Below are 24773 nucleotides of genomic sequence, written 5' to 3' on the forward strand. Positions count from 1 at the left end.
TGATGCGGCCTGCGAACGGCGGGCTCCTCGGCGGGTAGGTTCTGCTGCACCGGACGACGCGAGAGCGTCTCCCGGCAGATCTGTCCACTGACGGAAGGAGCCGCCTATGGCTGGCATCGATGACATCAAGAACGCTGCCGAGAAGGCAGCCGGCAAGGCCAAGGAAGCCGTCGGGAACGTGACGGACAACGACCGCCTCAAGGCCGAGGGTCAGACCGACCAGGCCAAGGCCTCGGCCAAGCAGGGCGCGACGGACGTCAAGGACGCCGCGCACGGCGTCGCCGACAGCTTCAAGGACAACAAGTAAGACCGAAGTCGGCCGTGCAGGCCGCACTGCGAAGCCCCCGGGTCCTGAGGGACCCGGGGGCTTCGTCGCGCGTAGCGCTCGCGGGGCTCGCGCCGTGGTGCCGCGTGGCGGCGCACAACGGAAACCGGCTCGCACCACGGACGTTCGTGGTGCGAGCCGGTTTGCGTTGTGCGGATCCTATTCGCGCCGGGCGCGGCGGGCGCGCGCGGCGCGCGCGGGCGCGGCGGGCGCGGCGAGCGCGCGGCGCGCGGCGGGCGGCGGGGGCTTCGGCGCGCGCAGCGCTAGAGCAGGGCGCCGACGGAGGCCAGGCCGGCGCGCATGAGTGCGCCGCGGCCGCCCTCCATCTCCTCGGAGACGGCGACCGAGGCGGCCTCCATCGGGCTCATCCACGTGAGCTCGAGGGCGTCCTGTCGGGGCTCGCACGTGCCCGTGACGGGGACGACGTACGCGAGGGAGATCGCGTGCTGCCGCTCGTCGGTGTACACCGAGGCGCCGGGCAGCGGGAAGTACTCCGCCACGGTGAACGGGGCCGGGTTCGAGGGCAGCTGCGGGAACGCCATCGGACCGAGGTCCTTCTCGAGGTGCCGGAACAGCGCGGTGCGGATGGACTCGCCGAACATCACGCGGCCGGAGACGAGCGTGCGGGCGATCGAGCCGCTCGGCGCGACGCGGAGCAGCACACCGACCTCGGTCACGACGCCGAGGCCGTCGGTGCGGACCGGGATCGCCTCGACGTAGCAGATCGGCAGGCGACGGCGGACCATCGCGAGCTCCTCGTCGGACAGCCAGCCGGAGTCGGGGTCAGGGGTGCGCAACGAGGCCATGCACCGTGTCTACCAGCCGCGCAGGCGAACGAGGTGGAAGGGCACGGGGTTGGGGATGGTTGATGCGTCAACTAATGTCGGCACCATGATCGATGCAGACGCCGTCCAGTGGACCCGCCCCGAGGCCGAGCGCGCCGGCACACCGCTGCTCGTCGCGCTGCACGGGGTGGGGTCGAACGAGCGGGACCTGCTCGGACTCGCCCCGGCGCTGCCCGCCGCGTGGACGATCGCCGCACTGCGGGCACCGATGCCGTGGGGCGGGGGCCACAGCTGGTACCCGCTCGGGACGCCCGGGTCCCCCGCGCTCGAGCCGGTCGACGCGAGCGTGGCCGCCGTCCTCGACTGGGTCGACTCCGTCGCCGCCGACCACCCGCGGATCGGCCTGCTCGGGTTCTCGCAGGGCGGGTCGATGGCACTGCAGCTGCTCCGTGCGCGCCCCTCGGGCTTCGCGTTCGCGGTGTCGCTCTCCGGGTTCGTGGTCCCCGGTGTGACGGATTCCCGCGACGAGGCCGTCGCGGCCGTGCGGCCCCGCGTGTTCCTCGGGCACGGCGACCTGGACGCGGTCATCCCCGGCGAGGCCACCGCGCGCACGGCCGCCTGGGCAGCGGCGAACACCGACGTGACCGACCGTACCTACGAGGGACTGCCGCACGCGGTGTCCGCCGCGGAGCTGGCAGACGTGACCGCCTTCATCGGCGGCTGACGGCCGCCGGGGACCCCACTGCGGACGGGAGGCCCGGTGCCAGCTGGCACCGGGCCTCCCGTCCGGGTCGTGGTCGCGACCCGCGATCGTCGTCAGTCGGCGAGGATCTGCAGCAGGTCCTTGCGGAGCTGGTCGACCTTGGCGGCTGCCGCCTTGGTCTGCTCCTCGGTCGCGCTGGTCCGGTACATGTGCAGGACGCCCATGGTCTTCCGGAGCGTCTCGAAGAACTCGCGCTGTGCGTCCGGGACGCCGGGCGTGGACTCCCACGCCGCGGCGATCTCGTCCGCCTTGGACTCCGCCTCGGCCTTGCCGGCGTCGGTGAGCTCGAAGAGCGTCTTGCGGCCGTCGCCGGTGGAGACGACGAGGTCCTCGTCGACGAGCTGCTGCAGCGTCGGGTAGACCGAGCCGGGGCTCGGCTTCCAGGCGCCACCGGTGCGCTCGGCGATCGTCTTGATGACGGCGTAGCCGTTCTGCGGGCCCTCTGCCAGCAGGCCGAGGATCGCGAGACGGACGTCGCCGCGACGGCGACGCTCGCGGCCGAACCCGGGGCCGCCGAAGCCGCCGCCGGGGCCGAAGCCCATGCCGGGGCCGAAGCCCCCGCGTCCGCCGAAGCCGGGGCCGAAGCCGCCGCGTCCGCCGTGGTCACCGCGGTCGCGGCCGGGGAAGCCGGTGCCGTGGTGCTGCCGCGCGCCGCCGAAGCGGGGGCCGCGCGGTCCGAAGCCGCGCTGGTCGCGTCGGCCGTGGTCGTGGTCGTTGGTGTCGTTGTCATCGATGGGGCGCATGATGACTCCTTCCTGAGGTGTTCGAAGTCGGCTCGCGGTACTGATCTGTCTCGTTCGTATCGCGATGTGTTTACGATAAATCGGTAACTATCGGTTTGTCAACCCTGGTCCCGGTTGGGCTCGTTGTCGGGGGTCGCGGGCAGGATGGGACGGACCATGACGGACGTCCTCGAGCGCTTCTCCCCTGCCACCGCGGAGTGGTTCCGTGGCGCCTTCTCCGCGCCCACCGCGGCGCAGTCCGGCGCCTGGGACGCGATCTCGACCGGACGGCACGCGCTCGTCGTCGCCCCGACCGGGTCCGGCAAGACCCTGGCCTCGTTCCTCTGGTCCATCGACCGGCTCATCAGCTCGACGGACCACCCACCTGCCAAGCAGCGGACGCGCGTGCTCTACGTCTCACCGCTGAAGGCGCTCGGCGTCGACGTCGAGCGGAACCTCCGGAGTCCGCTGGTCGGCATCACGCAGACCGCTCGTCGGCTCGGGCTCGAACCCCCGGACGTCACGGTGGGCGTCCGCAGTGGCGACACCCCGTCGTCCGACCGGCAGAAGCTGCTGCGCGTGCCGCCGGACATCCTCATCACGACGCCCGAGTCGCTCTACCTGATGCTCACGTCCCGGGCGCGGGAGACCCTGGTGAACGTCGACACGGTCATCATCGACGAGGTCCACGCCGTCGCGTCGACGAAGCGCGGGGCGCACCTCGCCGTGTCGCTCGAACGCCTCGACGACCTGCTCGAGAAGCCCGTCCAGCGCATCGGGCTCTCCGCGACCGTGCGTCCGGCAGAAGAAGTGGCGCGGTTCCTCGGCGGGCGGGCGCCGGTGGAGATCATCGCGCCGCCGGCACAGAAGACGTTCGACCTGCGCGTGGTCGTCCCCGTCGACGACATGTCCGAGCTCGGGGCACCGCCCGTCGGGGCCGACGCCTCCGATGCGCCGTCGAACGGGTCGATCTGGCCGCACGTCGAGGAACGCGTGGTCGACCTCATCGAGGAACACCGGTCGACGATCGTGTTCGCGAACTCCCGGCGGTTGGCCGAGCGCCTCACCGCCCGGCTCAACGAGATCCACGAGGAACGGGTGACGGCCGCGGCCGAGGGTGCCCTGGTGTCGGCCGGGGCTGCGACGGCGTCCCGTCCGCAGTCGCCCGCGCGGGCCTCGGCGCACGCGCCCGCCCCCACCCGTCCCCCGGCAGAGGTGATCGGCGCGTCCGGACAGACCGCCGGCGCCGTGCCGGTGCTGGCGCGGGCGCACCACGGGTCCGTCTCGAAGGACCAGCGCGCCATCATCGAGGACGACCTGAAGTCCGGGCGCCTGCGATGCGTCGTCGCGACGAGTTCCCTGGAGCTCGGCATCGACATGGGCGAGGTCGACCTGGTCGTCCAGGTCGAGGCACCGCCCTCGGTCGCCAGCGGTCTGCAGCGCGTCGGTCGCGCCGGCCACCAGGTCGGCGAAATCTCCCGCGGGGTGCTCTTCCCCAAGCACCGCGCCGACCTGGTGCACAGCGCCGTCACCGTCGAACGCATGGTGTCCGGGCAGATCGAGTCGATCTCGGTCCCCGCGAACCCGCTCGACGTCCTCGCGCAGCACACCGTCGCGGCCGGTGCCGTCGACACGCTCGACGTGGAGCACTGGTTCGAGCTCGTGCGGCGCAGCGCCCCGTTCAGCGGGCTGCCCCGCTCGGCGTTCGAGGCCACGCTCGACCTCATCACGGGCAGGTACCCGAGCGACGAGTTCGCCGAGCTCCGCCCGCGCCTGGTCTGGGACCGGGTGCACGGCACGCTGACCGGCCGCCCGGGGGCGCAGCGGCTCGCGGTGACCAGCGGCGGGACCATCCCCGACCGCGGCATGTTCGGCGTGTTCATGGTGGGCGAGCGGGCGTCCCGCGTCGGCGAGCTCGACGAGGAGATGGTCTACGAGTCCCGCGTCGGGGACGTCTTCGCGCTCGGCGCCACGAGTTGGCGCATCGAGGAGATCACCCACGACCGGGTCATCGTCAGCCCGGCGTTCGGGCAGCCCGGGCGGGTGCCGTTCTGGAAGGGCGACGGCATCGGCCGGCCCGCAGAGCTCGGCCGTGCCACGGGTGCCTTCATCCGGGAGGTCGAGGGCGCGTCCGACGCGGACGCCCGCGCACGGGTCGCTGCCGGTGGCCTCGACGAACGGGCCGTCACGAACCTGCTGACGTTCCTCCGCGAACAGCGCGAGACGACCGGGCACGTGCCGAACGACACCACGCTCGTCGTCGAGCGGTTCCGCGACGAGCTCGGCGACTGGCGGCTGATCCTGCACTCGCCGTACGGCATGCAGGTGCACGCGCCGTGGGCCCTCGCGGTCGCGGCCCGCCTCCGGGAGCGCCACGGCATCGACGGCGACGCCATGGCCGCGGACGACGGCATCGTGGTCCGCATCCCGGAGACCGACGCCGAACCACCGGGCGCAGACCTGTTCGTGTTCGAACGAGACGACCTCGAGGCGCTCGTCACCGACGAGGTCGGTGGTTCCGCCCTGTTCGCCGCACGCTTCCGGGAGTGCGCTGCGCGTGCACTCCTGCTGCCGCGGCGCGACCCGGGCCGGCGGTCCCCGCTCTGGCAGCAGCGGCAGCGCGCATCGCAGCTGCTCGAGGTCGCCCAGAAGTACCCGGCCTTCCCGATCGTGCTCGAGACCGTGCGCGAAGTGCTGCAGGACGTGTACGACGTGCCGTCCCTGCTCGGCATCGCGGACGAGATCGCACGGCGGAAGATCCGGCTCGTCGAGAGCGAGACCGAGCAGCCGTCGCCGTTCGCGCGGTCGCTGTTGTTCGGGTACGTCGCCGCGTTCATGTACGAGGGCGACTCCCCGCTGGCGGAACGCCGAGCCGCGGCACTGTCCCTCGACTCGACGCTGCTCGGCGAACTGCTGGGCCGTGCCGAACTCCGCGAGCTCCTCGACCCCGCCGTGATCGCGGCGACGGAGCAGGACCTGCAGCGACTCTCCCCCGACCGCCGGGCCCGCGACACCGAGGGGCTCGTCGACGTGTTCCGCCTGGTCGGTGCGCTCGACCTCGACGAGGCAGTCGACCGCAGCTGGCTGGCCGAGGCACCCGACCGCGCCGCCGCGCGCGACACCGTACGGACGACGCTCGAGTCGCTCGAACGCGATCGCCGGGTGCTCTCCTTCTCGCACGCCGGCGCCACCCGGTGGGCCGTGATCGAGGACGCCGCGCGGCTCCGTGACGCCCTCGGGGTCCCGCTGCCGATCGGTGTGCCGACCGCGTTCATCGAGCCCGTGGCCGATCCCCTCGGCGACCTGGTCGGCCGGTACGCCCGGTCGCACGGGCCGTTCGCCGCGCAGGACGCCGCATCGCGCCTGGGTCTCGGCATCGCCGTCGTGCAGGACACCCTGCGCCGGCTCGTCGCCGACCGGCGCCTGGTCGAGGGCGAGTTCCGCCCCGACCGCCAGGGCGCCGAGTGGTGCGACGCCGAGGTGCTCCGGCGCATCCGCACGCGATCGCTCGCGGCGTTGCGCCACGAGGTCGAACCGGTCTCGCCGGACACCCTCGCCCGGTTCCTGCCCGCATGGCAGCACGTCCAGGTGCCCGGCACCCGTGGCGGGCTCCGGGGCATCGACGGGGTGCTGCAGGTCATCGACCAGCTCGCCGGTGTCGCGCTTCCCGCCAGCGCCTGGGAGGCGCTCGTGCTGCCGGCGCGGGTGTCGGACTACGCGCCGAACATGCTCGACGAGCTCACCGCCACCGGGGAGGTCCTCTGGTCCGGCGGGGGCACCTTGCCCGGCAACGACGGCTGGATCCGGCTGCACCTGGCGGACACCGCGCCGACCACGCTCGCCGAGCCCGCCGGCGACGAGACCACCGAGCTCCAGCGGGACGTGCTCGGCGCCCTCGCCGGCGGCGGCGCGTACTTCTTCCGGCAGCTCGGGCAGGCCGTCGGGAGCACCGACGACCAGGCGCTGACGACGGCGCTGTGGGACCTCGTCTGGGCCGGCCAGATCACCAACGACACGTTCGCGCCGCTCCGTTCGATGCTCGGGGGCAAGGCCCGGTCGAGTGCAGCGCCACGGACCCGCGCCTACCGCGGACGTCGGCGTCCGACCCTCCCGACGCAGTCCGGGCCGCCGAGCGTCGGCGGCCGGTGGTCGCTCTTGCCGTTGGCCGAGGCCGACGCCACCGTCCGGGCCGCGGCCACCGCCGAGCAGCTGCTCGAGCGCTACGGCGTCGTCACCCGCGGCGCCGTGCAGGTCGAGGGCGTCCGGGGCGGGTTCGCCGGTGTGTACCGGGTGCTCGCCCGGTTCGAGGAATCGGGTCGTGCGCGCCGCGGGTACTTCATCGAGGGACTCGGGGCGGCGCAGTTCGCGACGAGCCCGACGATCGACCGGCTCCGGACGTACGCGAGGGACCTCGATGACGACGAGCGGGCGAACCCGGACCGTGCACGCGAGGTCCTGACGCTCGCGGCGACCGACCCGGCGAACCCGTACGGTGCGGCGCTGCCGTGGCCGACGGACGCCCCCGATCCCGACTCGGGCGACGCGCCCGCGGCCGTCGACGGACCCAAGTCGCGCGGGCACCGCCCGGGTCGCAAGGCCGGGGCGCTCGTGGTGCTGGTCGACGGTGCGCTCGGGGTCTACGTCGAGCGCGGCGGCAAGTCCGTGCTGACGTTCACCGACGACCCGGCCGACCTGGCCGCCGCCGCGACGTCGATCGCCGCGACGGTCCGGAGCGGCCTCGGGAAGCTGTCCGTCGAACGCGTGAACGGCGTCTTCGTGCTCGAGTCCCCGTTCGGTGACGCCCTGCGCACCGCCGGGTTCACCGCGACGCCGCAGGGGGTGCGGCTGCGTGCCTGAGGGCGACACCGTCTACCGGGCCGCGCACCGGCTGCACACGGCGCTGGCCGGCAAGGTCCTCACCCGGAGCGACTTCCGGGTGCCCACGTTCGCCACGCTCGACCTGGTCGGACGCACCGTCGACGAGGTCGTCCCCCGCGGCAAGCACATCCTGCACCGCATCGGCGACCTGACCGTGCACTCGCACCTCAAGATGGAGGGCCGGTGGGACGTCTACGGCCCCGGTGACCGGTGGCGTCGCCCGGCGCACCAGGCACGCGCCGTCCTCGACGCGTCGGACGTGTCGACGGTGGGCTTCGCACTCGGCGTGCTCGAGGTCGTCCCGCGCGACGCGGAGTCCGAGGTCGTCGGGTACCTCGGGCCCGACCTGCTCGGGCCCGACTGGGACGCCTCCGTGGCCGAGGCGAACCTGACGGCAGACCCCGAGCGGCCGGTCGGGCTGGCGCTGCTGGACCAACGGGTGCTCGCGGGCCTCGGCAACGTGTACCGGAACGAGCTCTGCTTCCTCCGCGGGGTGCTGCCGACGCGGCCGGTGGGCCAGGTCCAGGACGTCCCGCGGATGATCGCCCTCGCCCACCGGCTGATCCTGGCGAACCGGGACCGCAGCGCCCGGGTGACCACCGGCGTCGACCGGCCGGGCTCCCGCTTCTGGGTCTACAACCGGCGCGGGAAGCCCTGCCTGCGGTGCCGGACGCCGATCCGCGCGGGCGAGCTCGGCGACTCCGAGCTCACCCTGCGGGACACGTACTGGTGCCCGCGCTGCCAGTCCTGACCCGCGCGCGGTCTCGCAGGGTGCGCGGGGTCAGGCGGCGGGGCGCTCGGCGAGCGTGCGGCGGCGCAGACCCGGCTGCAGGACCGCCGGCGGGTTGTACTGCTGGTCGAGGCGTCCGACGTCGGTTCCGGGTGGCACGATCGCGTCGATGCGGTCGAGCACCTCGTCGGAGAGCGTGACCTCGGCCCCGGCGAGCAGGTCGTCGAGCTGCTCCATCGACCGCGGGCCGATGAGGGCGCTCGTGACGCCCGGGTGCGCGATCGCGAAGGCCATCGCGAGGTGCGTCATCGGGATGCCGGTTTCCTCGGACAACGCCACGACCTGCTCCACGGCGTCGATGCGTCGCTCGTCGGAGTTGTGTTGGAACATCCCGACGCGGGCGAGGTCGCTCTCCTGGCCCTTCCGGAACCGTCCGGTGAGCATGCCGCCTGCGAGCGGGCTCCAGACGAGCGTGCCCATGCCGTAGCGCTGGGCGGTCGGCAGGACCTCGCGCTCGATGCCGCGGTTGAGGATCGAGTACGTCGGCTGCTCGGTGCGGAAGCGCTCGAGCCCCCGACGCTCGGACGTCCACTGCGCCTCGACCTGCATCGACGCCGGGAAGTCGGAGCTGCCGATCGTGCGGACCTTGCCGCTGCGGACCAGGTCGGTCAGCGCGGACAGCGTCTCCTCGACGTCGACGGAGTCGTCCGGACGGTGCGCCTGGTACAGGTCGATGTGGTCGGTCCCGAGTCGTCGGAGCGACCCCTCGACCGCCTGCATGATCCAGCGGCGGGAGTTCCCCCGCTGGTTCGGGTCGTCGCCCATCGGGCCGTGGAACTTCGTGGCGAGCACCACCTGGTCGCGGCGCCCCGCGATGGCCTTGCCCACGAGTTCCTCCGAGCCGCCCTGCGAGTAGCGGTCGGCGGTGTCGATGAGGTTGATGCCGGCGTCGAGTGCGCGGTGCACGATGCGGATCGAGTCCTGCTCGTCGCCGTTGCCGATGCGGCCGTCGGTGCCGAGCATCATGGCGCCGAGCGCGAAGGGGCTGACCTGGATCCCGGTGCGGCCGAGGGTGCGGTACTGCATGGTGATGCCTCCTGTCGATGGCGTCCTGACCGTCGGTGCCGTATCGTGGACCGAACCGGAACGCCCTTCCGGAACTATACGGAACGCCTTTCCGTTTACGCAACCCTCGATCGACCCTTCCCAGGAGCAGCCGTGCGCGCCGATGCCCGACGCAACCTCGACGCGTTGACCGACGCCGCCAAGGCGGTGTTCGCGACCGATGGTGTCGACGCCCCCGCGAAGGTGATCGCCGACCGCGCCGGGGTCGGCGTCGGCACGCTCTACCGGCACTTCCCCCAGCGCTCAGACCTGGTGGTCGCGGTGTTCCAGCGCGCCGTCGACGCGTGTGCCGACGCTGCTCCGGCGCTCGCTGCGGAGTACGCACCCGATGAAGCGCTCGCCCGGTGGGTCCAGCGGTTCACCGAGTTCGTCGCGACGAAGCGCGGCCTGGCGTCGGCACTGCACTCCGGCGACACGGCCTTCGAGGCGCTCCACGACTACTTCCTCGGCCGGCTCGGCGACGCGCTCACCGGGCTCCTCGACGCGGCAGCGGCGGCGGGCACCATCCGCCCGGACGTCGACGCCGGGCAGCTGCTGCACGCCGTGGCGGACCTGTGCCACGGCGCGCCGACGCCGGAGCAGAGCCAGCTCATGGTCGGGCTCCTGGTCGACGGACTCCGCTACCGCGCGACCGTCTGAGCCGGAGTCCGACCGGCCGGGTGCAGTCGTTCGGCAGCGGTGGTGCGCACCGCGTCCGTGACCCGTTCGAGCAGCGGTGACGCGAGGTTCCAGCGCTGCCACCACAGCGCCACGTCAGCCCGACGCCCCGGCGTGAGCTCCACGAGTGTTCCTCGCTCGAGCGCTCCGAGACACTGGGCCTCCGGCAGCAGCCCCCACCCGAAGCCGAGCGACACCGCCCGCGCGAAGTCCGCCGAGGTCGGGACGAAGTGTCGTGGGCCACGGGGAGCGTGCCCGACCACCCGGCGCAGGAACCCCTGCTGCAGGTCGTCGTCGTGGTCGTAGTCCACGAGCGGCACCCGGTCGAGCCGCTGCAGCATCCGACGCTCGGTGTCGGCGCCGTCCAGGTACCGGGCGACGAACGCCGGCGACGCGACCGCGCGGTACCGGTCGATGCCGAGTGGCACCGAGGAGCAGCCCTGGACGGGATCGGACTCCGCCGTGACCGCGGCCATCACCGTGCCGGAGCGCAGCAGCTCGGCCGTGCGGTCCTGGTCCTCGCGGTGCAGGTCGAAGACCACCTCGGTGTCCGCGCGCACGAGTGCCAGCGCGTCGAGGAACCACGTGCCGAGGGAGTCCGCGTTCACCGCGAGCGGGATGGACGGGATGCTCGCCGCGGCGTCGACGCCGTCGCCGAGGGCCCGCGCGGTCTCGTCGTCGAGCAGCCGCACCTGTCGCGCATGGCGGAGGACCACCGCCCCGGCAGGCGTCGGGACGATCGGTGCCGTTCGTTGCAGCAGCACCCGACCGACGAGCTGCTCCATCGCCTTGATCCGCTGGGAGACGGCCGACGGGGTGATCGACAGCGCGCGGGCCGCGGCGTCGAAGGTGCCGAGGTCGACCGCGGCGAGGATCGTCTCGAGGTGTTCGCGCTGCAGACGGAGCATGAGCTGAGCTTACGGTGCGACAGGAACGTGAGCTGTACTGCACGGGGTCACTGCCCTACCGTCGAGTCCGTGACCGCCCTCCTCCCCGCACTGTCCGGCCTCGGTACCGGGCTCGCCCTCATCGTGGCGATCGGCGTACAGAACACGTACCTGCTCCGGCTCGCGGTCAGCGCGCGGCTGCGGGTCGTCGCCGCCGCGGTGCTCGTCTGCGCGGTGTCGGACGCGGTGCTCATCATCGCCGGGGTGCTCGGGGTCGGGGTCGTCGTCGAGCGGTTCCCGGTGGCGCTCGTGGTGGTCCGGCTCGTGGGGGCGGCGTTCCTGCTGACGTACGGGGTGCTGGCGGCGCGGCGGGCGCTGCGGCCCTCGGGCGATGCGATCCGGGTCGCCGCCGACGACGACGGGGTCGCCGTGGGGGCGCGGGCGGACGGGGACACTGCGGCGGACGTCGACTTCGCGCCCCGGGGCGGACACCGCGCCCCGGTGCACGGGGGCGCGACGGCCGTGGCGGGGCGCGACGCGACACCGGAGGCGACCACCGCGGGAGCCGGGGCGGCACGGACGACGCTCGCCCAGCCTCCCGGCCGAACCGGACGAACCGGAGGAACCGACCCGACCATGCGCGCCGCGGTCCTGACCATGCTCGTCTTCACGTGGGCGAACCCGCACGTCTACCAGGACACCCTGGTGTTCCTCGGCTCCGTCGCGAACCAGCAGGGCGTCGACGAGCGCTGGTGGTGGATCCTCGGGGCCGTCGCCGCGAGCTGCCTGTGGTTCGGCGCCCTCGGGTTCGGCGGGCGGCTGCTCCGGCCGCTGTTCGCGAAGCCGATCACCTGGCGCGTCTTCGACGGCTGCGTCGCCCTGGTCATGCTCGCGTTCGGCATCGCGCTGCTCGTCGGCGCCTGACGTCGGGCTCGCACAACCAAAAGCAGCTCGCACCGTGGAATCACGTGGTGCGAACTGCTTTCGGTTGTGCGAAGACAAGCCGCGCCACGCGCGGCCCGCCGGCGCGCGGCCGCGCCACGCGCGGCTCGCGGCGCCGCTACTGCAGCCCGCGCCCCACCCGGCTGTTGCGGCGGCTGTACCCGAAGTAGATCGCGAAGCCGATGACCAGCCAGATGACGAAGCGCAGCCACGTCTCGACCTCGAGGTTCAGCATCAGCCAGAAGCACAGCACCGCCGACAGGATCGGGATCACCGGCGACCACGGCACCCGGAACGAGCGGGGCGCGTCCGGACGGGTGCGCCGCAGCACGATGATGCCGATCGACACCAGGACGAACGCGGAGAGCGTCCCGATGTTGATCATGCCCTCGAGCTTGTCCACAGCGGTGAACCCGGCGAGCAGTGCCACCACGACACCCGCCACGACCTGCACCCGGACGGGCGTCTGCGTCTTCGGGTTCGTGACCGAGAACCAGCGGGGCAGCAGGCCGTCACGGCTCATCGAGAAGACGATGCGGGACAGGCCGAGCAGCAGCACCATGACGACCGTGGTGAGCCCGATGAGGGATCCGATCGCGATGATGCCGGCGGCCCACGGCAGTCCGACGAGGTCGAAGGCCGAGGCGAGGGACGGAGCGTCCTCCTGCGCGAGCTGCTTGTACGACACCATGCCGGTGATGACGATGCTCACGCCGACGTAGAGCAGGGTGACGATGCCGAGCCCGATGAAGATGCCGCGCGGCAGGGTCTTCTGCGGGTTCTCGGTCTCCTCCGCGCTGGTCGCGACGACGTCGAAGCCGATGAAGGCGAAGAAGACCAGCGACGCAGCGGCGAGCAGGCCGAAGACCCCGTACTGCGCGGGCTCGGAGCCGGTGAACCAGGACACGAGGGACTGCGTCCAGACACTGCCCTCGGCACCCTTCGACGGCTGGGCCGCGGGGATGAACGGCGTGAAGTTCGCGGCCTTGACGAAGAAGGCGCCGACGACGATGACGAAGACGACGATCGCGACCTTGATGATCGTGATGACCGCGGAGACCCGGGACGACAGCCGCGTCCCGAAGGCCAGCAGCACCGTGAAGATGCCGACGATGAGGACGGGTCCCCACGTGAAGCCGATCGGGCCGAGGGCGATCGTGCTGGGGAGCTTGACGCCGAAGACCTCGAACGCGGTGCTGAGGTAGATGCCCCAGTACTTCGCGATCACGGCGCTGGCGGTCAGGGTCTCGAGGATCAGGTCCCACCCGACGATCCACGCCAGCAGCTCGCCCATCGTGGCGTAGGTGAACGTGTACGCGGACCCCGCGACCGGGATCGTGGAGGCGAACTCGGCGTAGCACATGATCGCCAGGCCACACGTGACGGCGGCGAGCAGGAACGAGATGATCACGCCAGGGCCGGCGAAGTTCGCCGCGGCGTTCGCACCGACCGAGAAGATGCCGGCGCCGACCGCGACGGCGATGCCCATCGCGGCGATGTCGAACGTCTTCAGGGAGCGCTTGAGCGAGCGTCCCTGTTCGTCGGCGTCGGCGAGGGAGGCCTCGATCGACTTGGTGCGGAGCTTCGTTGCCATGGGGTGGTTCCCGTCATCGGCTGGCGTGGGACCCCGGAAGGGTACTGGTGTACCACCCCGGTACGCAAAGCGTCCGCACGGACGGTGCGGTCAGCAGACAGCAGGGGAGAACCGGACGGGAGGCCCGGTGTCAGTCCGCCGCGCGCCGCCAGTCCGCCAGGTAGCGGGCGCCCGCCTCGTCGTGGATCACGCCGTCGGGTGCGGTGAGCACCGGGTACGGCGTGACCGGGACACCGTCGGACGGACGGACGTCCACGTGCGCCACGTCGTGGCCGTTCGCGTGCAGCCAGTCGGCCATCGCGTAGTCGCTCCGGGAGTCGCCCATCGTGCGCCAGGCCAGCGGCAGCTCGCCGTCCTGGGCGAGGAGCTCGAGGGAGCGCTCGGCGCCCATGTCCTTGCCACTGCGGTCCGACTCGACGTCGGTGGAGATGATCGTCGGGTCGATCCGCCACGCGACGGAACCGTCGGCAGCGGGCCGGACGTCGTCGAGTCGACGGACGCCGAGGCCGCGGCGCTGGAGTGCGGCCATCGCCTGCTCGTCGAACTCCGGCTGCCGGGCCAGGTACGTGGCGTTCGGCACCTCGACGCGCTGCTCGACCGAGACCATCGCGTGCTTGGTCTCGTCGAAGAACACCAGGTCGGCGTACTCCGCACGGACGAGTTCGCGCATCTCGTCGGCGTAGTCGGTGGGGAGCGCGAGGTCCTCGGCGATCACGATGTCGCTCATGCCGTCCTCGTACTGCGGGCCGATCGAGCACCACACGGCGCCCTTCTCGCACACGGCGTGCACCCGGCCGCCGGGGGCCAGTCCGCCGGCGAGCAGCGGGCGCACGACCTGTTCGCGGATGAAGGCGTCGCTGCGGCCGGTGTTGAACACCACCGGGATGCCCTCGGCCGCGAGCGCGACGAGGTCTTCCACGATGCTCTGGATCGCGATGGTGCGGGAGACGGGACTGGCGATCGGGCCGTCGACGTCCAGCAGGAGTCCGAGTCGGGGTGCGCTCACCGCACCATCCTCTCAGTGTCGCGGGGTCCGGAGCGCGCCGAGCAGCCGGGCGAGGGTCGCGGCGTCGGGAACGTGCCCCTGGCCGTCGACCATCACGAGTTCCGAACCCGGGATCGCCTCGGCGGTGGCCCGCGCGGCGAGCCGGAGCCACCGGGGGCTGGCGGTGCCGGAACCGACGACGACCGGGACGCCCACGGCGGCGAGCACCCGCTCGGGGATCGCGAGCCCGTTGAGCATCCGGACGTCCCGCGCGAGCACGTGCGCGTCGGCCAGGAGTGTGCGCCACAGACCGGGACGCAGGCGGAACGCACTGACCTGGCTCATCGGCAGCCCGAGCACCTGCGCCAGGAACGCCCGGACGGCTGCGGCCCGGCGGCCGGCGGCGACCTGCTCGTCGAGGGTGTCCGCGAAGACGACGTCGTCCGCGTGCGGGTCGACGCTCGCGCGGTACGGCGGTTCCCACAGCACGGCGGACTCCACCGGGAGCCCGGCGGCGAGCGCGTGCAGGACGACCCCGGCGCCGACACAGACGGCGAGGACGGTGACCGGGCCGTCGACCTGGGCGACGACGGCGCCGAGGTCCTCGACCTCTCGTTCGATGGCCCAGGGGCCGGTGTCCCCGCTGTCGCCACGGCCGCGTCGGTCGTACGTGATCACCCGGTGGTGGTCGGCGAGGCCCTGGACGACGGCTTCGACGAAGGGTGTGCCGCGGTGGCCGAACGCACCGCCCACCACGAGGACCGCGGGGCCGCTGCCGGCGTCGGACACCGCGATGCGGGTGCCGTCGGCGGAGACGACCGTTCGGTCGGTGGAAGGGTGCATGTGATCCTCAGCGGTGGTTCGACGGCACTGCGTCGGGTCCTCGGGGAGGGGCCGTGCGGGTCGTCCTCTGAGTGTCGCAGTCCGGCGCCCTGCCGTCATCCCCCGCAACCAGGGGCAGACGCCCCTGATCGGGACGTGCAGACGCCCCTGATCGGGACGTGCAGACGCCCCCGATCGCCGCGAGCTGCGGGGTCTGCTCAGACCATCGCGCCCGAGCCCACCGACTCCCGTTCGAGCAGCGATCGCTTCACGTCGAGCCCCCACGCGAAGCCGCCGAGCGACCCGTCGGAGCGGAGCACGCGGTGGCACGGCACGAACAGCGCCGGGGCGTTCCGGGCACAGACGCTCGCCGCGGCCCGGACGGCGTCCGGTCGGCCCATCGCGGCCGCGAGCTCGGTGTACGTCAGGGTGGTGCCGGCCGGGATCTCACGGAGCTGCCGCCACCCGGCTTCGAAGAGCTCGGTGCCGACCTGTCGCACCGGGACCTGCATCGCGTGGTCGATCTCGCCAGCGTAGAAGGCGTCGACGGCGTCGGCCGAGGCGACGGTGCCCTCGGTCACGGTGGTCGGGCGGTGGCGTGCCGGCACCCTGGCCAGGATCCGGTCGAACGAGTCCGTCCAGCCGGACGCGAGCACCCGGCCCTGGTCGTCTTCGAGCACGGTGAACGCGCCGTCGGGGGTCTGGAGGGTGGAGATCAGTGCATCGGTCATGGGGTGTCCTTCCGGGACGTCGTGGAGGCTGCACGCGCGACTGCGGTCGCGCGGTCGACGATCGGCCGCCAGCAGTGCATCGTGAGGTAGCTCCGCCAGGGCGCCACCTGCTCCGACCATAGGGAGAGCTCGCGCGCCGAACCGGGCAGCCCGAGTTCCTGTGCACCGTTCCGCACGGCGAGGTCGCTGTGGAGGAACAGGTCCGGGTGATGCCGGACCCGCAACGCCACGTAGTCCGCGGTCCACGGGCCGATCCCCCGCACGGCCAGGAGTCCGTTCCGGAGCTCGTCGAGCGACTGTCCGCCGTCGACGACGAGCGATCCGTCGGCGAGCGCGGTCGCCACGCGGAGGATGGTCTGGATCCGGGCTGCGGGGCCGCGGAGCACCGACCCGCCGCGCTCCGCGACGACGGCGGCGGACGGGAAGAGCAGCGCGTCGGGGGCGATCGCGGTCGGCACGGGTGTCCCGAGGGCGGCGACGAGCCGGGTCTGGGCGGTCCGCGCCGCAGCCACCGAGACCTGCTGCCCGATGAGCGTGCGGAACACGACCTCGTGCGCGTCGACCGCCCCCGGCAGCCGGATCCCGGGCACCCGCGTGACGGCGGGCGCCAGGACCGGGACCGATCCGAGGACCGTGTCCACCGCGACCGGATCGGCATCGAGGTCGAACAGTGCCCGCACCCGCGCCACGAGCGTCGGCAGGTCGCTGAGGTCCGTGACCCGCACGACCAGGTCGATGCCGCTGCCCCGCCCGGCCGTGTCCGGGACCGCGGCCGATGCGCTGAACCAGCCGGGGCCTCCAGGCAGGTCGAGGAGCCGGCCGTAGGACCGGACCGTGCCGTCGTCGCCCCGCACCACCTGCTCCAGCCCGGCGAGCGCGTGCAGCGCGTGCCAGTCGAGGAGCCCCTGCGCGTCGAAGGGCGCGCGGGCCGGCAGGTGCACGTGCAGGCCACCGTCCGGGGTCGGCTGGACCCGCCGCCGGGCACGGAGTTCGGTCGGGGTGACGGCGAAGACCTCGCGCACGGTGTCGTTGAACTGGCGGACGCTCGCGAACCCCGCCGCGAAGGCGACGTCCGCGATCGGCAGGTCCGAGGACGTCAGCAGCGTCCGAGCGGTCTGCGCGCGGTGCGCGCGGCTGAGCGCCTTCGGGCCGGCGCCGAGCTCCTCGGTCATGATCCGGCCGAGGTGCCGTTCGGAGTAGCCGACGCGTGCGGCGAGCCCCGGGACGCCCTCGCGTTCGACGACGCCGTCGAGGACGAGGCGCATGGCGCGGCCGGCGACGTCCTCACGGAGGTCCCACTCGGGGCTGCCGGGGGTCGCTTCGGGCAGGCAGCGCTTGCACGCGCGGTACCCGGCGAGGTGTGCTGCGGCGCTCGTCCGGTAGAAGGTGACGCCCGTCGAGCGGGGCGTCCGGGCCGGGCAGCTCGGGCGGCAGTAGATGCCGGTGGAGTGCACGGCGGTGACGAACTGGCCGTCGAACCGGGCATCGCGCGATGCCGCGATGCGGTACCGCTCGTCGTGCAGCGCGTCGGCTCCTGAGGTGGTCACGGGGCAAGCCTGACACGCACCACCGTCATCGACTGGCGGAAATCGGACGGCGCAGCCGGGGTCCGCTCCGCGGCACGCGGCCGCGACGCCGCAGAGTCCACGAGACGCCTCCCGGTTGCTGAGACGCCGCCGGATTCCGCGGCGTCTCGCGGAGAGCGCGGCGTCTCGCGAAGCGCGCGAGCACCGGCCGGGAGGCTCGGCTAGCGTCGTGCGCATGGGTTCCGGTGCTGAGACGGTCGCGTCCGGCGCCCTGGACCACGTCACCCCGGTCGAGGTCGCGATGCTCCTGGTCTCCCGGCGGCACCGCTACGAGGGACGGCCCGCCGACGGGGCGCTCCCCGCGGACGAGGACGAGCTACGGGACCGGATCACCCTGCGCGCGGGGCTCGGGATCGTCGGTGACCGCTACTTCGCGTCGCGGGCACACGTGCACGCGTCCGTCACCGTGATCGGGCTCGAGGCGCTCGAGGACGTCGGTCGGACCCTCGGCGTCGCGCTGGACCCGGTCGCGACCCGTCGGAACGTCTTCCTGCGCGGCGTCGACGTCGAGGCGCTCCGGGGTGAGCCGTTCTCGCTCGACACCGGGGACGGCCCCGTGCTGTTCCACGGGTACCGGCCGGCGAACCCCTGCGCCTGGATGGACCACGAGATCGCTCCCGGCGCGTTCCGGGCGATGCGCGGACGGGGCGGGGTGCGGTGCGACCCGGAGTCCGACGGTGTGCTCACCCTCGGGCCCGCGGTGCTCCGCACGGCCCGCCCCGTGCCCGTGCCCGCGTAGCGCGCGGTTCCGCAGCGTGCGAGCTTGCGGACACCGTGCGGCGCGACGGGCCTACCACCGTGTCCGGAACCTCGCACGGTGCGTGCCGTGGCGTGGCGCGGCTAGACGGTCGCCGGGGCGAGCGCCGCCTGGATCGCGTCGACGAACGCGGGCAGGTCGCCCGGGTTCCGCGACGTGATGATCGTGCTGCCCGTCTCGTCCACCTGCACTTCGCGGTCGACCCACTCGGCACCGGCGTTCCGGACGTCGGTCTGGAGCGACGGGTAGGACGTGATCGTCCGACCGGTCAGCACGCCGGCCTCGACGAGGGTCCACGGTCCGTGGCAGATCGCGGCGACGGGCTTGCCGGCGGCGACGAACGCCTGCACCAGGTCGATCGCTGCAGACTCCTGCCGGATGGTGTCCGCGTTGATGGTGCCACCGGGGACGACGAGGGCGTCGAAGTCGCCCGCCGAGACGGTGCCGAAGGTGGTGTCGGGGTCGAGTGACTTCCCCGGGTCCTTGTCGCCGACGAGGGTCTGGACCGTGTCGGTCTCCTTCGCCGCGATCGTCACCGACGCACCGCGCTTGCGGAGTTCTTCCGTCGGGACGATGATCTCGTCCTGCTCCACGCCGTAGTTGGTCGTGATGACGAGGACGTTCGTTCCGTCGAGGGCTGCCATGGTCGCTCCTTCCACGTGCCGGGGTCTCCGGCCGCACCGACCACGGTGCTCGGTGGCGCTGGACGTCGGCTCAGCCGCGCAGCCGGAACGCGCCGTCCTCGGCGGTGACCTCGATGCCGTCGAACCCGTGCACGCGGGCGAGTCCCGCCGTGACGTCGGCGTCGAGCTCCCCCACGACGACGGTCGTCGCACCGGACGCGATCGCGGACTGCAAACCGGCTGGGGCGTCCTCGAACGCGACGCAGTCCTCGGCGCGGAGCCCGAGGAGCGCTGCGCCCCGGACGTACCCGTCCGGGTGCGGCTTGCCCTGCTCGACGTCCTCCGACGTGACGACCGACTCCGGGACGGTCACGCCCGCGGCGCGCATCCGGTTCAGGGCGAGGTCCCGCGGGGCGCTCGTGACGAGGGCGACGGGGACACCGGCGTCGACGAGCCGTCGGAGGAACGCCGCGGCGCCGGGGATCTCGATGATGCCGTGGGTGTTCTCGACCTCGTCCGCGACGAGCTCGTCCGCCAGGCGGCGCTGCTCGTCGTACGGCAGGTCGGGCAGGAAGTGCTGCACGGTGTCGATCGTCTGGCGGCCGTGCGAGAAGGCCAGGATCGTCGCGGGGGCGATGTCGTGCTGCGCACCGAAGCGGCTCCACGCCCCCTCGACGACCGACGTCGAGTCGACGAGCGTCCCGTCCATGTCGAAGAGGACCCCGGACGCCACGATGTCGATCACGAGCCCGACCCTACCTGTCGGTGCGTCCGCGTCGCCGTGCGCGTGCCGTCACCGCCGCGACGACGAGCGCGACGAGCAGGAGCACGAGCACGCCGGACCAGACGACCACCGGCCGCTGCTGGAGCGCGGGCAGGACCTGACCGAGCACCATCACGACAGCTGCCGCGCCGGACAGCGTGGCCACGATGCGACGTCTCGACCTCGTCATGGCGACCAGCCTAGTGATGTTCCACACTCCGGCCCAGCCCTCAGGAGCGGCGCAGGTACCTCGTCAGCAGGACGTCGCCCTCGCCGCGGAACACGTGCGCCAGGCGCATCCGGCGCAGTTCCGGCGACGATCCCCGGGCGATGCGGGGCCCCGCGCCGCCTTCGAGCGACGGGTCGATCGTCAGGCAGAGCTCGTCGACCAGGTCCGCCGCGATCAGCGAGCCGAGGAACGAGGGACCGCCCTCGCAGTGGATCCGCGCGAGGCCCCGGTCGACCAGGGCCGACCGCACGAGTGCCACGTCCACGCGGTCGTCCCCGCACGGGACGACGTCGGCGACCTCGGACAGGGCAGCGCGGCGGTCGGCCGGAGCAGCAGCTGACGTCAGCACGACCGGACGTACCGGCGCCTCGGTGAAGACGTTCGAGGTGGGGTCGAGCGACAGCGATCCGGACACGATCGCGAACACGGGGTGGTCGGGCATCCCGTGCGCCCGTCGCCACGCGACGTCCGACTCCCGCACGCGCATCGGTCCGTACGCCTCGTCGCGGACGGTCCCCGCGGCGACGAGGACGACGTCCGCGACCCGGCGCAGCAGGTCGAACACGCGCAGGTCGTCGGGGCCGCCGATGCCGGCCGTGACCCCGCCGGCCGACGCGGACCCGTCGATGGTGCTCACGAAGTTGACCCGCAGCCAGCCGCCGGCCGACGTGCCGGGGGTGACCCGGGCCTCCAGGCCGTCGCCCGGTCGAGCCGCGCCGGGCGGGACGGACCCGTAGAGCGCGACCACGTCGTCGTCCGTCAGGTCGCCGATGGACGGCGGCAGCACGCTCACGTGTTGTGCCGCGCTTCCACCGGTGCCCGCCAGCCGAGCGTCGCCTCGACCATGCGCATGGCGTCGACGGACTCCGCGACGTCGTGCATCCGGACGATCCGTGCGCCGAGCATCGCACTCACCGTGGCGACCGCGAGCGAGCCCGCGAGCCGGTCGCCCCGCGGGCGGCCGAGCGACTCCCCCACGAAGTCCTTGTTCGACACGGCCGCGAGCACCGGGTACCCGAGCGCGACCACCTCGGGGAGCCGACGGGTGAGCTCGAGCGTGTGCACGGTGTTCTTGTTGAGGTCGTGGCCGGGGTCGACGATGATCCGCGCATCCGGGATGCCGGCGGCGAGCGCCCGGTCCACCCGCTCGCGCAGGAACGCGACGACGGACGCCGCGACGTCGTCGTAGCGTGGTGGCTCCGGCAGTGCCGTACGGGGTGCGGCGAGGGAGTGCGTGATGACGATCGTCGCCTCGGAATCCGCCACGACCGATGCCATCCGCGGGTCCGAGAGCCCGGTCGTGTCGTTGACGACGCTCGCTCCGGCGGCGATCGCTGCCGCTGCGACCTCGGGTCGGAAGGTGTCGACGCTGATGGTGACGTCGGACTGCTCGGCGAGCTGGGCCACGACGGGGACGACGCGATCGATCTCCTGGGCGGCGGGGAGCTCGGGCCCCGGGGCGAACTTGACGCCGCCGATGTCGACCCAGTCGGCACCGAGCTCGGCTGCACGGACCGCTGCCGCGACCGCGCGGTCGAGTTCGAAGGTCGCGCCGCGGTCGTGGAAGGAGTCCGGGGTGCGGTTCACGATCGCCATCACGGCGATGCGGTGGTCGAAGTCGATGGTGCGACGACCGATCGTGCGGACCGGGTCGCGGAGGTCGGGGACGACCCACCCGAGACCGGCCTGGACGGGTGTCATGCGCCGGTCCCGATGAGCGCGATCGCCTCGGCGCGCCCCGCGGCGTCGGCGAGGGTCCCGGTGGCGGCCACGGTGACCGTCGAGGACGCGGTCTGGCGCTCTCCGCGGGTCGTGACGCACTGGTGGCGGGCGTCGAGCACCGCCAGGACGCCCCGTGCACCGAGTCCGTCCTGCACCGCGGCGACGATCTGCTCGCCGAGCCGTTCCTGCAGCTGCGGGCGGGACGCGAGTGCGTCCACGACCCGGGACAGCGTGCCGAGCCCGATGAGCCGCTCGCCCGGCGCGTACGCCAGGTGTGCGACCCCGGTGAAGGGCAGCAGGTGGTGCTCGCACACCGACCGGAAGCGGATGTCGCGCACGATCACGAGCTCGCCGCGCTCGTCGGGGTCGGTCGGCACGGTGCCGTCACGGGCGATTGCGACGGCGTCCACGTCGGTGCCGGAGAAGAACTCGGTGAACGCGTCGACGACCCGCTGAGGGGTGCGGTCGAGCTCGGGGCGATCCGGGTCCTGCCCGAGCGCCGCCAGGAGTTCCCGCACGGCGGACTCGGCACGGACACGGTCCAAGCGGGGGTTCACACCGTCCATCCAACACCAGGCCACCGACGTTGCCAGGTTCCTTTAAACTTGGGCGGTGAGCGCCCCGCAGACAACCGAAACGACGCCCCGGAACCGAGTCGCCTCCGGACTCGACCGCTTCTTCTCGATCACCCAGCGTGGCTCGAGCATCCCCCGCGAGGTCCGCGGTGGTCTCGTCTCCTTCGTGACCATGGCGTACATCGTCATCCTCAACCCGCTGATCCTCGGTGGCTTCAGCGCCGACCAGGCCGCCAAGGACGTCACCGGCGGCTGGCTCGAGAACGCCCAGGTCGCCGCGGCGACGGGGCTCGTCGCCGGGCTCATGACGATCGCGATGGGGGTGATCGCGAACCTGCCGTTCGGCATCGCGGCCGGCCTCGGGATCAACTCGTTCCTCGCCGTCAGCGTCGTGCACCAGGTCACGTGGGCAGAGGCGATGGGCCTCGTCGTCATCAACGGCGTGATCATCGTGATCCTGGCGTTGACGGGGATCCGGACGATGATCTTCACGGCCGTGCCAGCGCAGCTCAAGGCGGCGATCACGGTCGGCATCGGCCTGTTCATCGCGTTCATCGGGCTGGTGGACTCCGGGTTCGTGCGCTCCTCGGGTCTGGCGTCGCCGCCGCTGCAGCTCGGCGAGGACGGCTCCGTCGGGGCACTGCCCACGATCGTGTTCCTCATCGGCCTGGTGATCATCGGCACGCTGATGGCCCGCAAGGTGAAGGGTGCACTGCTCATCGGCATCATCGCGACGACCGTCATCGCGATCATCCTGCAGGCGATCTTCCACGTGCCGACCTCGGTCGACTCGAAGACCGGCTGGAACCTCAACGCACCCGGTCTGCCGAGCGCGCTGTTCGCCCTGCCCGACCTGTCGCTCGTCGGCCACTTCGACTTCGGCGCGTTCAGCCGCATCGGCCCGTTGGCCGCGTCGATGCTCGTCTTCACGCTCGTGTTCACGAACTTCTTCGACGCGATGGGCACGATGACCGGTCTGGCGAAGGCCGCCGGGGTCGCGAAGCCCGACGGCACGTTCCCCCGCCTCCGTTCGGCGCTCGTCGTCGAGGGTGCCGGTGCCATCGCCGGTGGTGGCGCCTCGGTGTCGTCGAACACCGTCTTCATCGACTCCGCGGCCGGCATCGGCGAGGGCGCCAGGACCGGCATGGCCTCGGTCATCACGGGGCTGCTGTTCCTGGCGTCGATGTTCCTCACGCCGCTGACGCAGGTCGTCCCGCTCGAGGTCGCGGCCGCCGGGCTGGTCGTCGTCGGCGCGCTCATGGTGGCGCAGGTGAAGGACATCGAGTGGAGCGACTTCGGGTCGGCGCTGCCCGCGTTCCTGACGATCGTCGTGATGCCGCTGACCTACTCGATCGCGAACGGCATCGGGGCGGGGTTCATCAGCTGGGTGCTGATCAAGGCACTGTCGGGCAAGGGCCGCGAGGTCTCGTGGCTGCTCTACGTGGTCGCCGCCGGGTTCCTGCTGTACTTCGCGCGCGGTCCGCTGGAGAGCGTGCTCGGCGTCGGGTGACGCGCGGGCGCGGGGGCGCGGCTGGCGCGGCTGCGCCGCTGGCGCCGCTGCGCCGCCGGCGGTTCGCTTCGGATTCGCACAACAGAAACCGGCTCGCACCACGGACGTCCGTCGTGCGAGCCGGTTCCCGTTGTGCGGGTCCGGTCCGCACCACGGCGCGGTGCGGCGCGGCGCGGCTCGGCACTGCCGGGAGGCTGGGGCTCAGTCTGGCAGGTCGGCCGGCGTCGCCTCGTGGTGGCGTCGACCGCCGGTGCGCCGGTCCTCCTTCATGCCTGCCTCGAGCAGGTGGCGGCGCCCCGCGGCGAGCTCGTCGCGCGCGGTGCGTTCGAGCTCCTTGGCGAGCGCGTAGTACCCGTCGTCGTAGTCCTCCACGACCTGGAACGTCCACCGTCCGGCGATGACGTTCCGCCCGATCAGCTCCGTGTCGATGCGGTCCGCGAGCTCGGTGTGGCCCGCGTCCCGGAGCTGCTCGACCGCCTCGCCGAGGTTCAGGTCCGCCATCCCGGTCAGCCGGTGGAAGCCGTAGAGCAGACCCCGCGCGTGCTCGATCACCTCGACCGCCGCGGACAGCGTCCCGAGCGCCTCGACCGTGGCATCGGACACACCCTCGGGGACCTGGTGCTGCTCGTCCGGACCCTGCGCATCGGTCGCATCGCTCGTCGTCACGTCGTTCGTCATGCCCCTCGTCTACTCGGCCGATCCGGGAACCGTTCCCGGACACGCGGTGCGGTTGCGAGCCTCCGGACGGCCGCCTACCATTCGAACACACGTTCGAACGAGGAGGACCCGATGATCGTCGTCGATGCAGCCGTCACGGTCTGGTGGCACCAGGGGACACCGTCGCGGATCGTGTGGCAGGGACGGCGCTGGTGGGTGTCAGACGTGCCCACACGGCTCACCGTCACCCCCAGCGACCTGCCCACCGCCATCACCCACGCACCCGAGCGGACCGCCGGGTGGCGCTTCCAGGTCACCGCCGAGGACCGCGAGACCCTGGTGGTCGACATCGTCCCCGACGACGGCGGGTGGAGGGTCGCGCGGACCTGGTCCTGACGGCGGGCC

The 24773-nt window shown here is 72.7% G+C and carries 25 protein-coding genes; 9 read left to right on the forward strand and 16 right to left on the reverse strand.

What is annotated here, in order from left to right:
- Positions 1–106 precede the first annotated feature (106 nt).
- Positions 107–307: a CsbD family protein gene (locus tag ACIPJY_RS10740; protein WP_111105972.1), complete on the forward strand. Its 201-nt coding sequence runs from the start codon at positions 107–109 to the stop codon at positions 305–307.
- Positions 308–588: 281 nt separating this feature from the next.
- Here ACIPJY_RS10740 and ACIPJY_RS10745 read toward each other — a convergent pair whose 3' ends face one another.
- A complete protein-coding gene (locus tag ACIPJY_RS10745; RefSeq protein ID WP_123700908.1) occupies positions 589–1131 on the reverse strand; it encodes an NUDIX hydrolase family protein in 543 nt (180 codons plus the stop codon).
- Between the two features lie 85 nt (positions 1132–1216).
- Here ACIPJY_RS10745 and ACIPJY_RS10750 point away from each other — a divergent pair, with 85 nt between their 5' ends.
- Positions 1217–1834, forward strand: coding sequence for an alpha/beta hydrolase (locus ACIPJY_RS10750; protein WP_400464818.1), 618 nt, complete (start codon positions 1217–1219; stop codon positions 1832–1834).
- 92 nt (positions 1835–1926) lie between these two features.
- On the opposite strand, the gene ACIPJY_RS10755 is transcribed toward ACIPJY_RS10750, so the two are convergent.
- Positions 1927–2616 carry a PadR family transcriptional regulator gene (locus tag ACIPJY_RS10755; protein ID WP_400464816.1) on the reverse strand — a complete coding sequence of 230 codons (690 nt, stop codon included), beginning with the start codon at positions 2614–2616 and terminating at the stop codon, positions 1927–1929.
- 156 nt (positions 2617–2772) lie between these two features.
- Between ACIPJY_RS10755 and ACIPJY_RS10760 the strand changes: the two genes are divergently transcribed.
- A complete protein-coding gene (locus tag ACIPJY_RS10760; protein WP_400464814.1) occupies positions 2773–7452 on the forward strand; it encodes an ATP-dependent helicase in 4680 nt (1559 codons plus the stop codon).
- Positions 7445–8224 (forward strand): DNA-formamidopyrimidine glycosylase family protein, encoded by a 780-nt coding sequence (locus ACIPJY_RS10765; RefSeq protein WP_400464811.1) that lies wholly within the window; start codon positions 7445–7447, stop codon positions 8222–8224. The genes ACIPJY_RS10760 and ACIPJY_RS10765 overlap by 8 nt, the downstream gene beginning before the upstream one ends.
- Before the next feature lie 30 nt (positions 8225–8254).
- Here the strand turns inward: ACIPJY_RS10765 and ACIPJY_RS10770 are convergent, their stop codons facing one another.
- Positions 8255–9289 (reverse strand): aldo/keto reductase, encoded by a 1035-nt coding sequence (locus ACIPJY_RS10770; protein ID WP_400464809.1) that lies wholly within the window; start codon positions 9287–9289, stop codon positions 8255–8257.
- 132 nt (positions 9290–9421) lie between these two features.
- Here ACIPJY_RS10770 and ACIPJY_RS10775 point away from each other — a divergent pair, with 132 nt between their 5' ends.
- Entirely contained in the window at positions 9422–9967 is a 546-nt protein-coding gene (locus tag ACIPJY_RS10775) for a TetR/AcrR family transcriptional regulator (protein WP_400464806.1), read from the forward strand.
- Here ACIPJY_RS10775 and ACIPJY_RS10780 read toward each other — a convergent pair.
- On the reverse strand, positions 9949–10893 hold the full coding sequence (locus ACIPJY_RS10780) for a LysR family transcriptional regulator ArgP (protein ID WP_400464803.1): 945 nt from the start codon (positions 10891–10893) through the stop codon (positions 9949–9951). The genes ACIPJY_RS10775 and ACIPJY_RS10780 overlap by 19 nt on opposite strands.
- Positions 10894–10962: 69 nt before the next feature.
- Here ACIPJY_RS10780 and ACIPJY_RS10785 point away from each other — a divergent pair, with 69 nt between their 5' ends.
- Positions 10963–11796 (forward strand): LysE/ArgO family amino acid transporter, encoded by an 834-nt coding sequence (locus ACIPJY_RS10785; protein ID WP_400464800.1) that lies wholly within the window; start codon positions 10963–10965, stop codon positions 11794–11796.
- A gap of 136 nt (positions 11797–11932) precedes the next feature.
- Here ACIPJY_RS10785 and ACIPJY_RS10790 read toward each other — a convergent pair whose 3' ends face one another.
- The 5 genes from ACIPJY_RS10790 to ACIPJY_RS10810 form a co-directional block, all read right to left on the reverse strand.
- On the reverse strand, positions 11933–13408 hold the full coding sequence (locus ACIPJY_RS10790) for an APC family permease (protein WP_400464798.1): 1476 nt from the start codon (positions 13406–13408) through the stop codon (positions 11933–11935).
- Positions 13409–13538: 130 nt separating this feature from the next.
- Entirely contained in the window at positions 13539–14414 is an 876-nt protein-coding gene (locus ACIPJY_RS10795) for a hypothetical protein (RefSeq protein WP_400464795.1), read from the reverse strand.
- Positions 14415–14426: 12 nt separating this feature from the next.
- Entirely contained in the window at positions 14427–15236 is an 810-nt protein-coding gene (locus tag ACIPJY_RS10800; protein WP_400464792.1) for an alpha/beta fold hydrolase, read from the reverse strand.
- 197 nt (positions 15237–15433) lie between these two features.
- Positions 15434–15946: a methylated-DNA--[protein]-cysteine S-methyltransferase gene (locus ACIPJY_RS10805; protein ID WP_400464790.1), complete on the reverse strand. Its 513-nt coding sequence runs from the start codon at positions 15944–15946 to the stop codon at positions 15434–15436.
- A complete protein-coding gene (locus ACIPJY_RS10810) occupies positions 15943–17493 on the reverse strand; it encodes an AlkA N-terminal domain-containing protein (RefSeq protein WP_400464788.1) in 1551 nt (516 codons plus the stop codon). The genes ACIPJY_RS10805 and ACIPJY_RS10810 overlap by 4 nt, the downstream gene beginning before the upstream one ends.
- A gap of 214 nt (positions 17494–17707) precedes the next feature.
- Between ACIPJY_RS10810 and ACIPJY_RS10815 the strand changes: the two genes are divergently transcribed.
- Complete coding sequence (locus ACIPJY_RS10815) at positions 17708–18271, forward strand: molybdenum cofactor biosysynthesis protein (RefSeq protein WP_400464786.1); 564 nt, start codon at positions 17708–17710, stop codon at positions 18269–18271.
- Positions 18272–18372: 101 nt separating this feature from the next.
- Here ACIPJY_RS10815 and ACIPJY_RS10820 read toward each other — a convergent pair whose 3' ends face one another.
- The 6 genes from ACIPJY_RS10820 to folE form a co-directional block, all read right to left on the reverse strand.
- Positions 18373–18933 carry a type 1 glutamine amidotransferase domain-containing protein gene (locus ACIPJY_RS10820; RefSeq protein ID WP_400464783.1) on the reverse strand — a complete coding sequence of 187 codons (561 nt, stop codon included), beginning with the start codon at positions 18931–18933 and terminating at the stop codon, positions 18373–18375.
- Positions 18934–19003: 70 nt separating this feature from the next.
- Positions 19004–19657 carry an HAD-IA family hydrolase gene (locus ACIPJY_RS10825; RefSeq protein ID WP_400464780.1) on the reverse strand — a complete coding sequence of 218 codons (654 nt, stop codon included), beginning with the start codon at positions 19655–19657 and terminating at the stop codon, positions 19004–19006.
- Positions 19658–19667: 10 nt separating this feature from the next.
- Positions 19668–19865, reverse strand: a complete 198-nt coding sequence (locus tag ACIPJY_RS10830; RefSeq protein WP_400464777.1) for a hypothetical protein — start codon at positions 19863–19865, stop codon at positions 19668–19670.
- Between the two features lie 40 nt (positions 19866–19905).
- Entirely contained in the window at positions 19906–20697 is a 792-nt protein-coding gene (locus ACIPJY_RS10835) for a pyrimidine reductase family protein (protein ID WP_400464774.1), read from the reverse strand.
- Entirely contained in the window at positions 20694–21605 is a 912-nt protein-coding gene (folP, locus tag ACIPJY_RS10840) for a dihydropteroate synthase (RefSeq protein WP_400464771.1), read from the reverse strand. The genes ACIPJY_RS10835 and folP overlap by 4 nt, the downstream gene beginning before the upstream one ends.
- Positions 21602–22183, reverse strand: coding sequence for a GTP cyclohydrolase I (gene folE / locus ACIPJY_RS10845; RefSeq protein ID WP_400464768.1), 582 nt, complete (start codon positions 22181–22183; stop codon positions 21602–21604). Before folE ends, folP begins: the two co-directional genes overlap by 4 nt.
- A 55-nt stretch (positions 22184–22238) precedes the next feature.
- On the opposite strand from folE, the gene ACIPJY_RS10850 reads away from it, so the two are divergent.
- Complete coding sequence (locus ACIPJY_RS10850; RefSeq protein WP_123654891.1) at positions 22239–23711, forward strand: NCS2 family permease; 1473 nt, start codon at positions 22239–22241, stop codon at positions 23709–23711.
- 201 nt (positions 23712–23912) lie between these two features.
- Here ACIPJY_RS10850 and ACIPJY_RS10855 read toward each other — a convergent pair whose 3' ends face one another.
- A complete protein-coding gene (locus ACIPJY_RS10855) occupies positions 23913–24389 on the reverse strand; it encodes a hypothetical protein (RefSeq protein WP_400464766.1) in 477 nt (158 codons plus the stop codon).
- 111 nt (positions 24390–24500) lie between these two features.
- Between ACIPJY_RS10855 and ACIPJY_RS10860 the strand changes: the two genes are divergently transcribed.
- On the forward strand, positions 24501–24764 hold the full coding sequence (locus ACIPJY_RS10860; RefSeq protein ID WP_400464763.1) for a hypothetical protein: 264 nt from the start codon (positions 24501–24503) through the stop codon (positions 24762–24764).
- The last annotated feature ends 9 nt before the right edge of the window (positions 24765–24773 follow it).

The organism is Curtobacterium sp. NPDC090223, from assembly GCF_044746585.1.
GTDB lineage: Bacteria > Actinomycetota > Actinomycetes > Actinomycetales > Microbacteriaceae > Curtobacterium.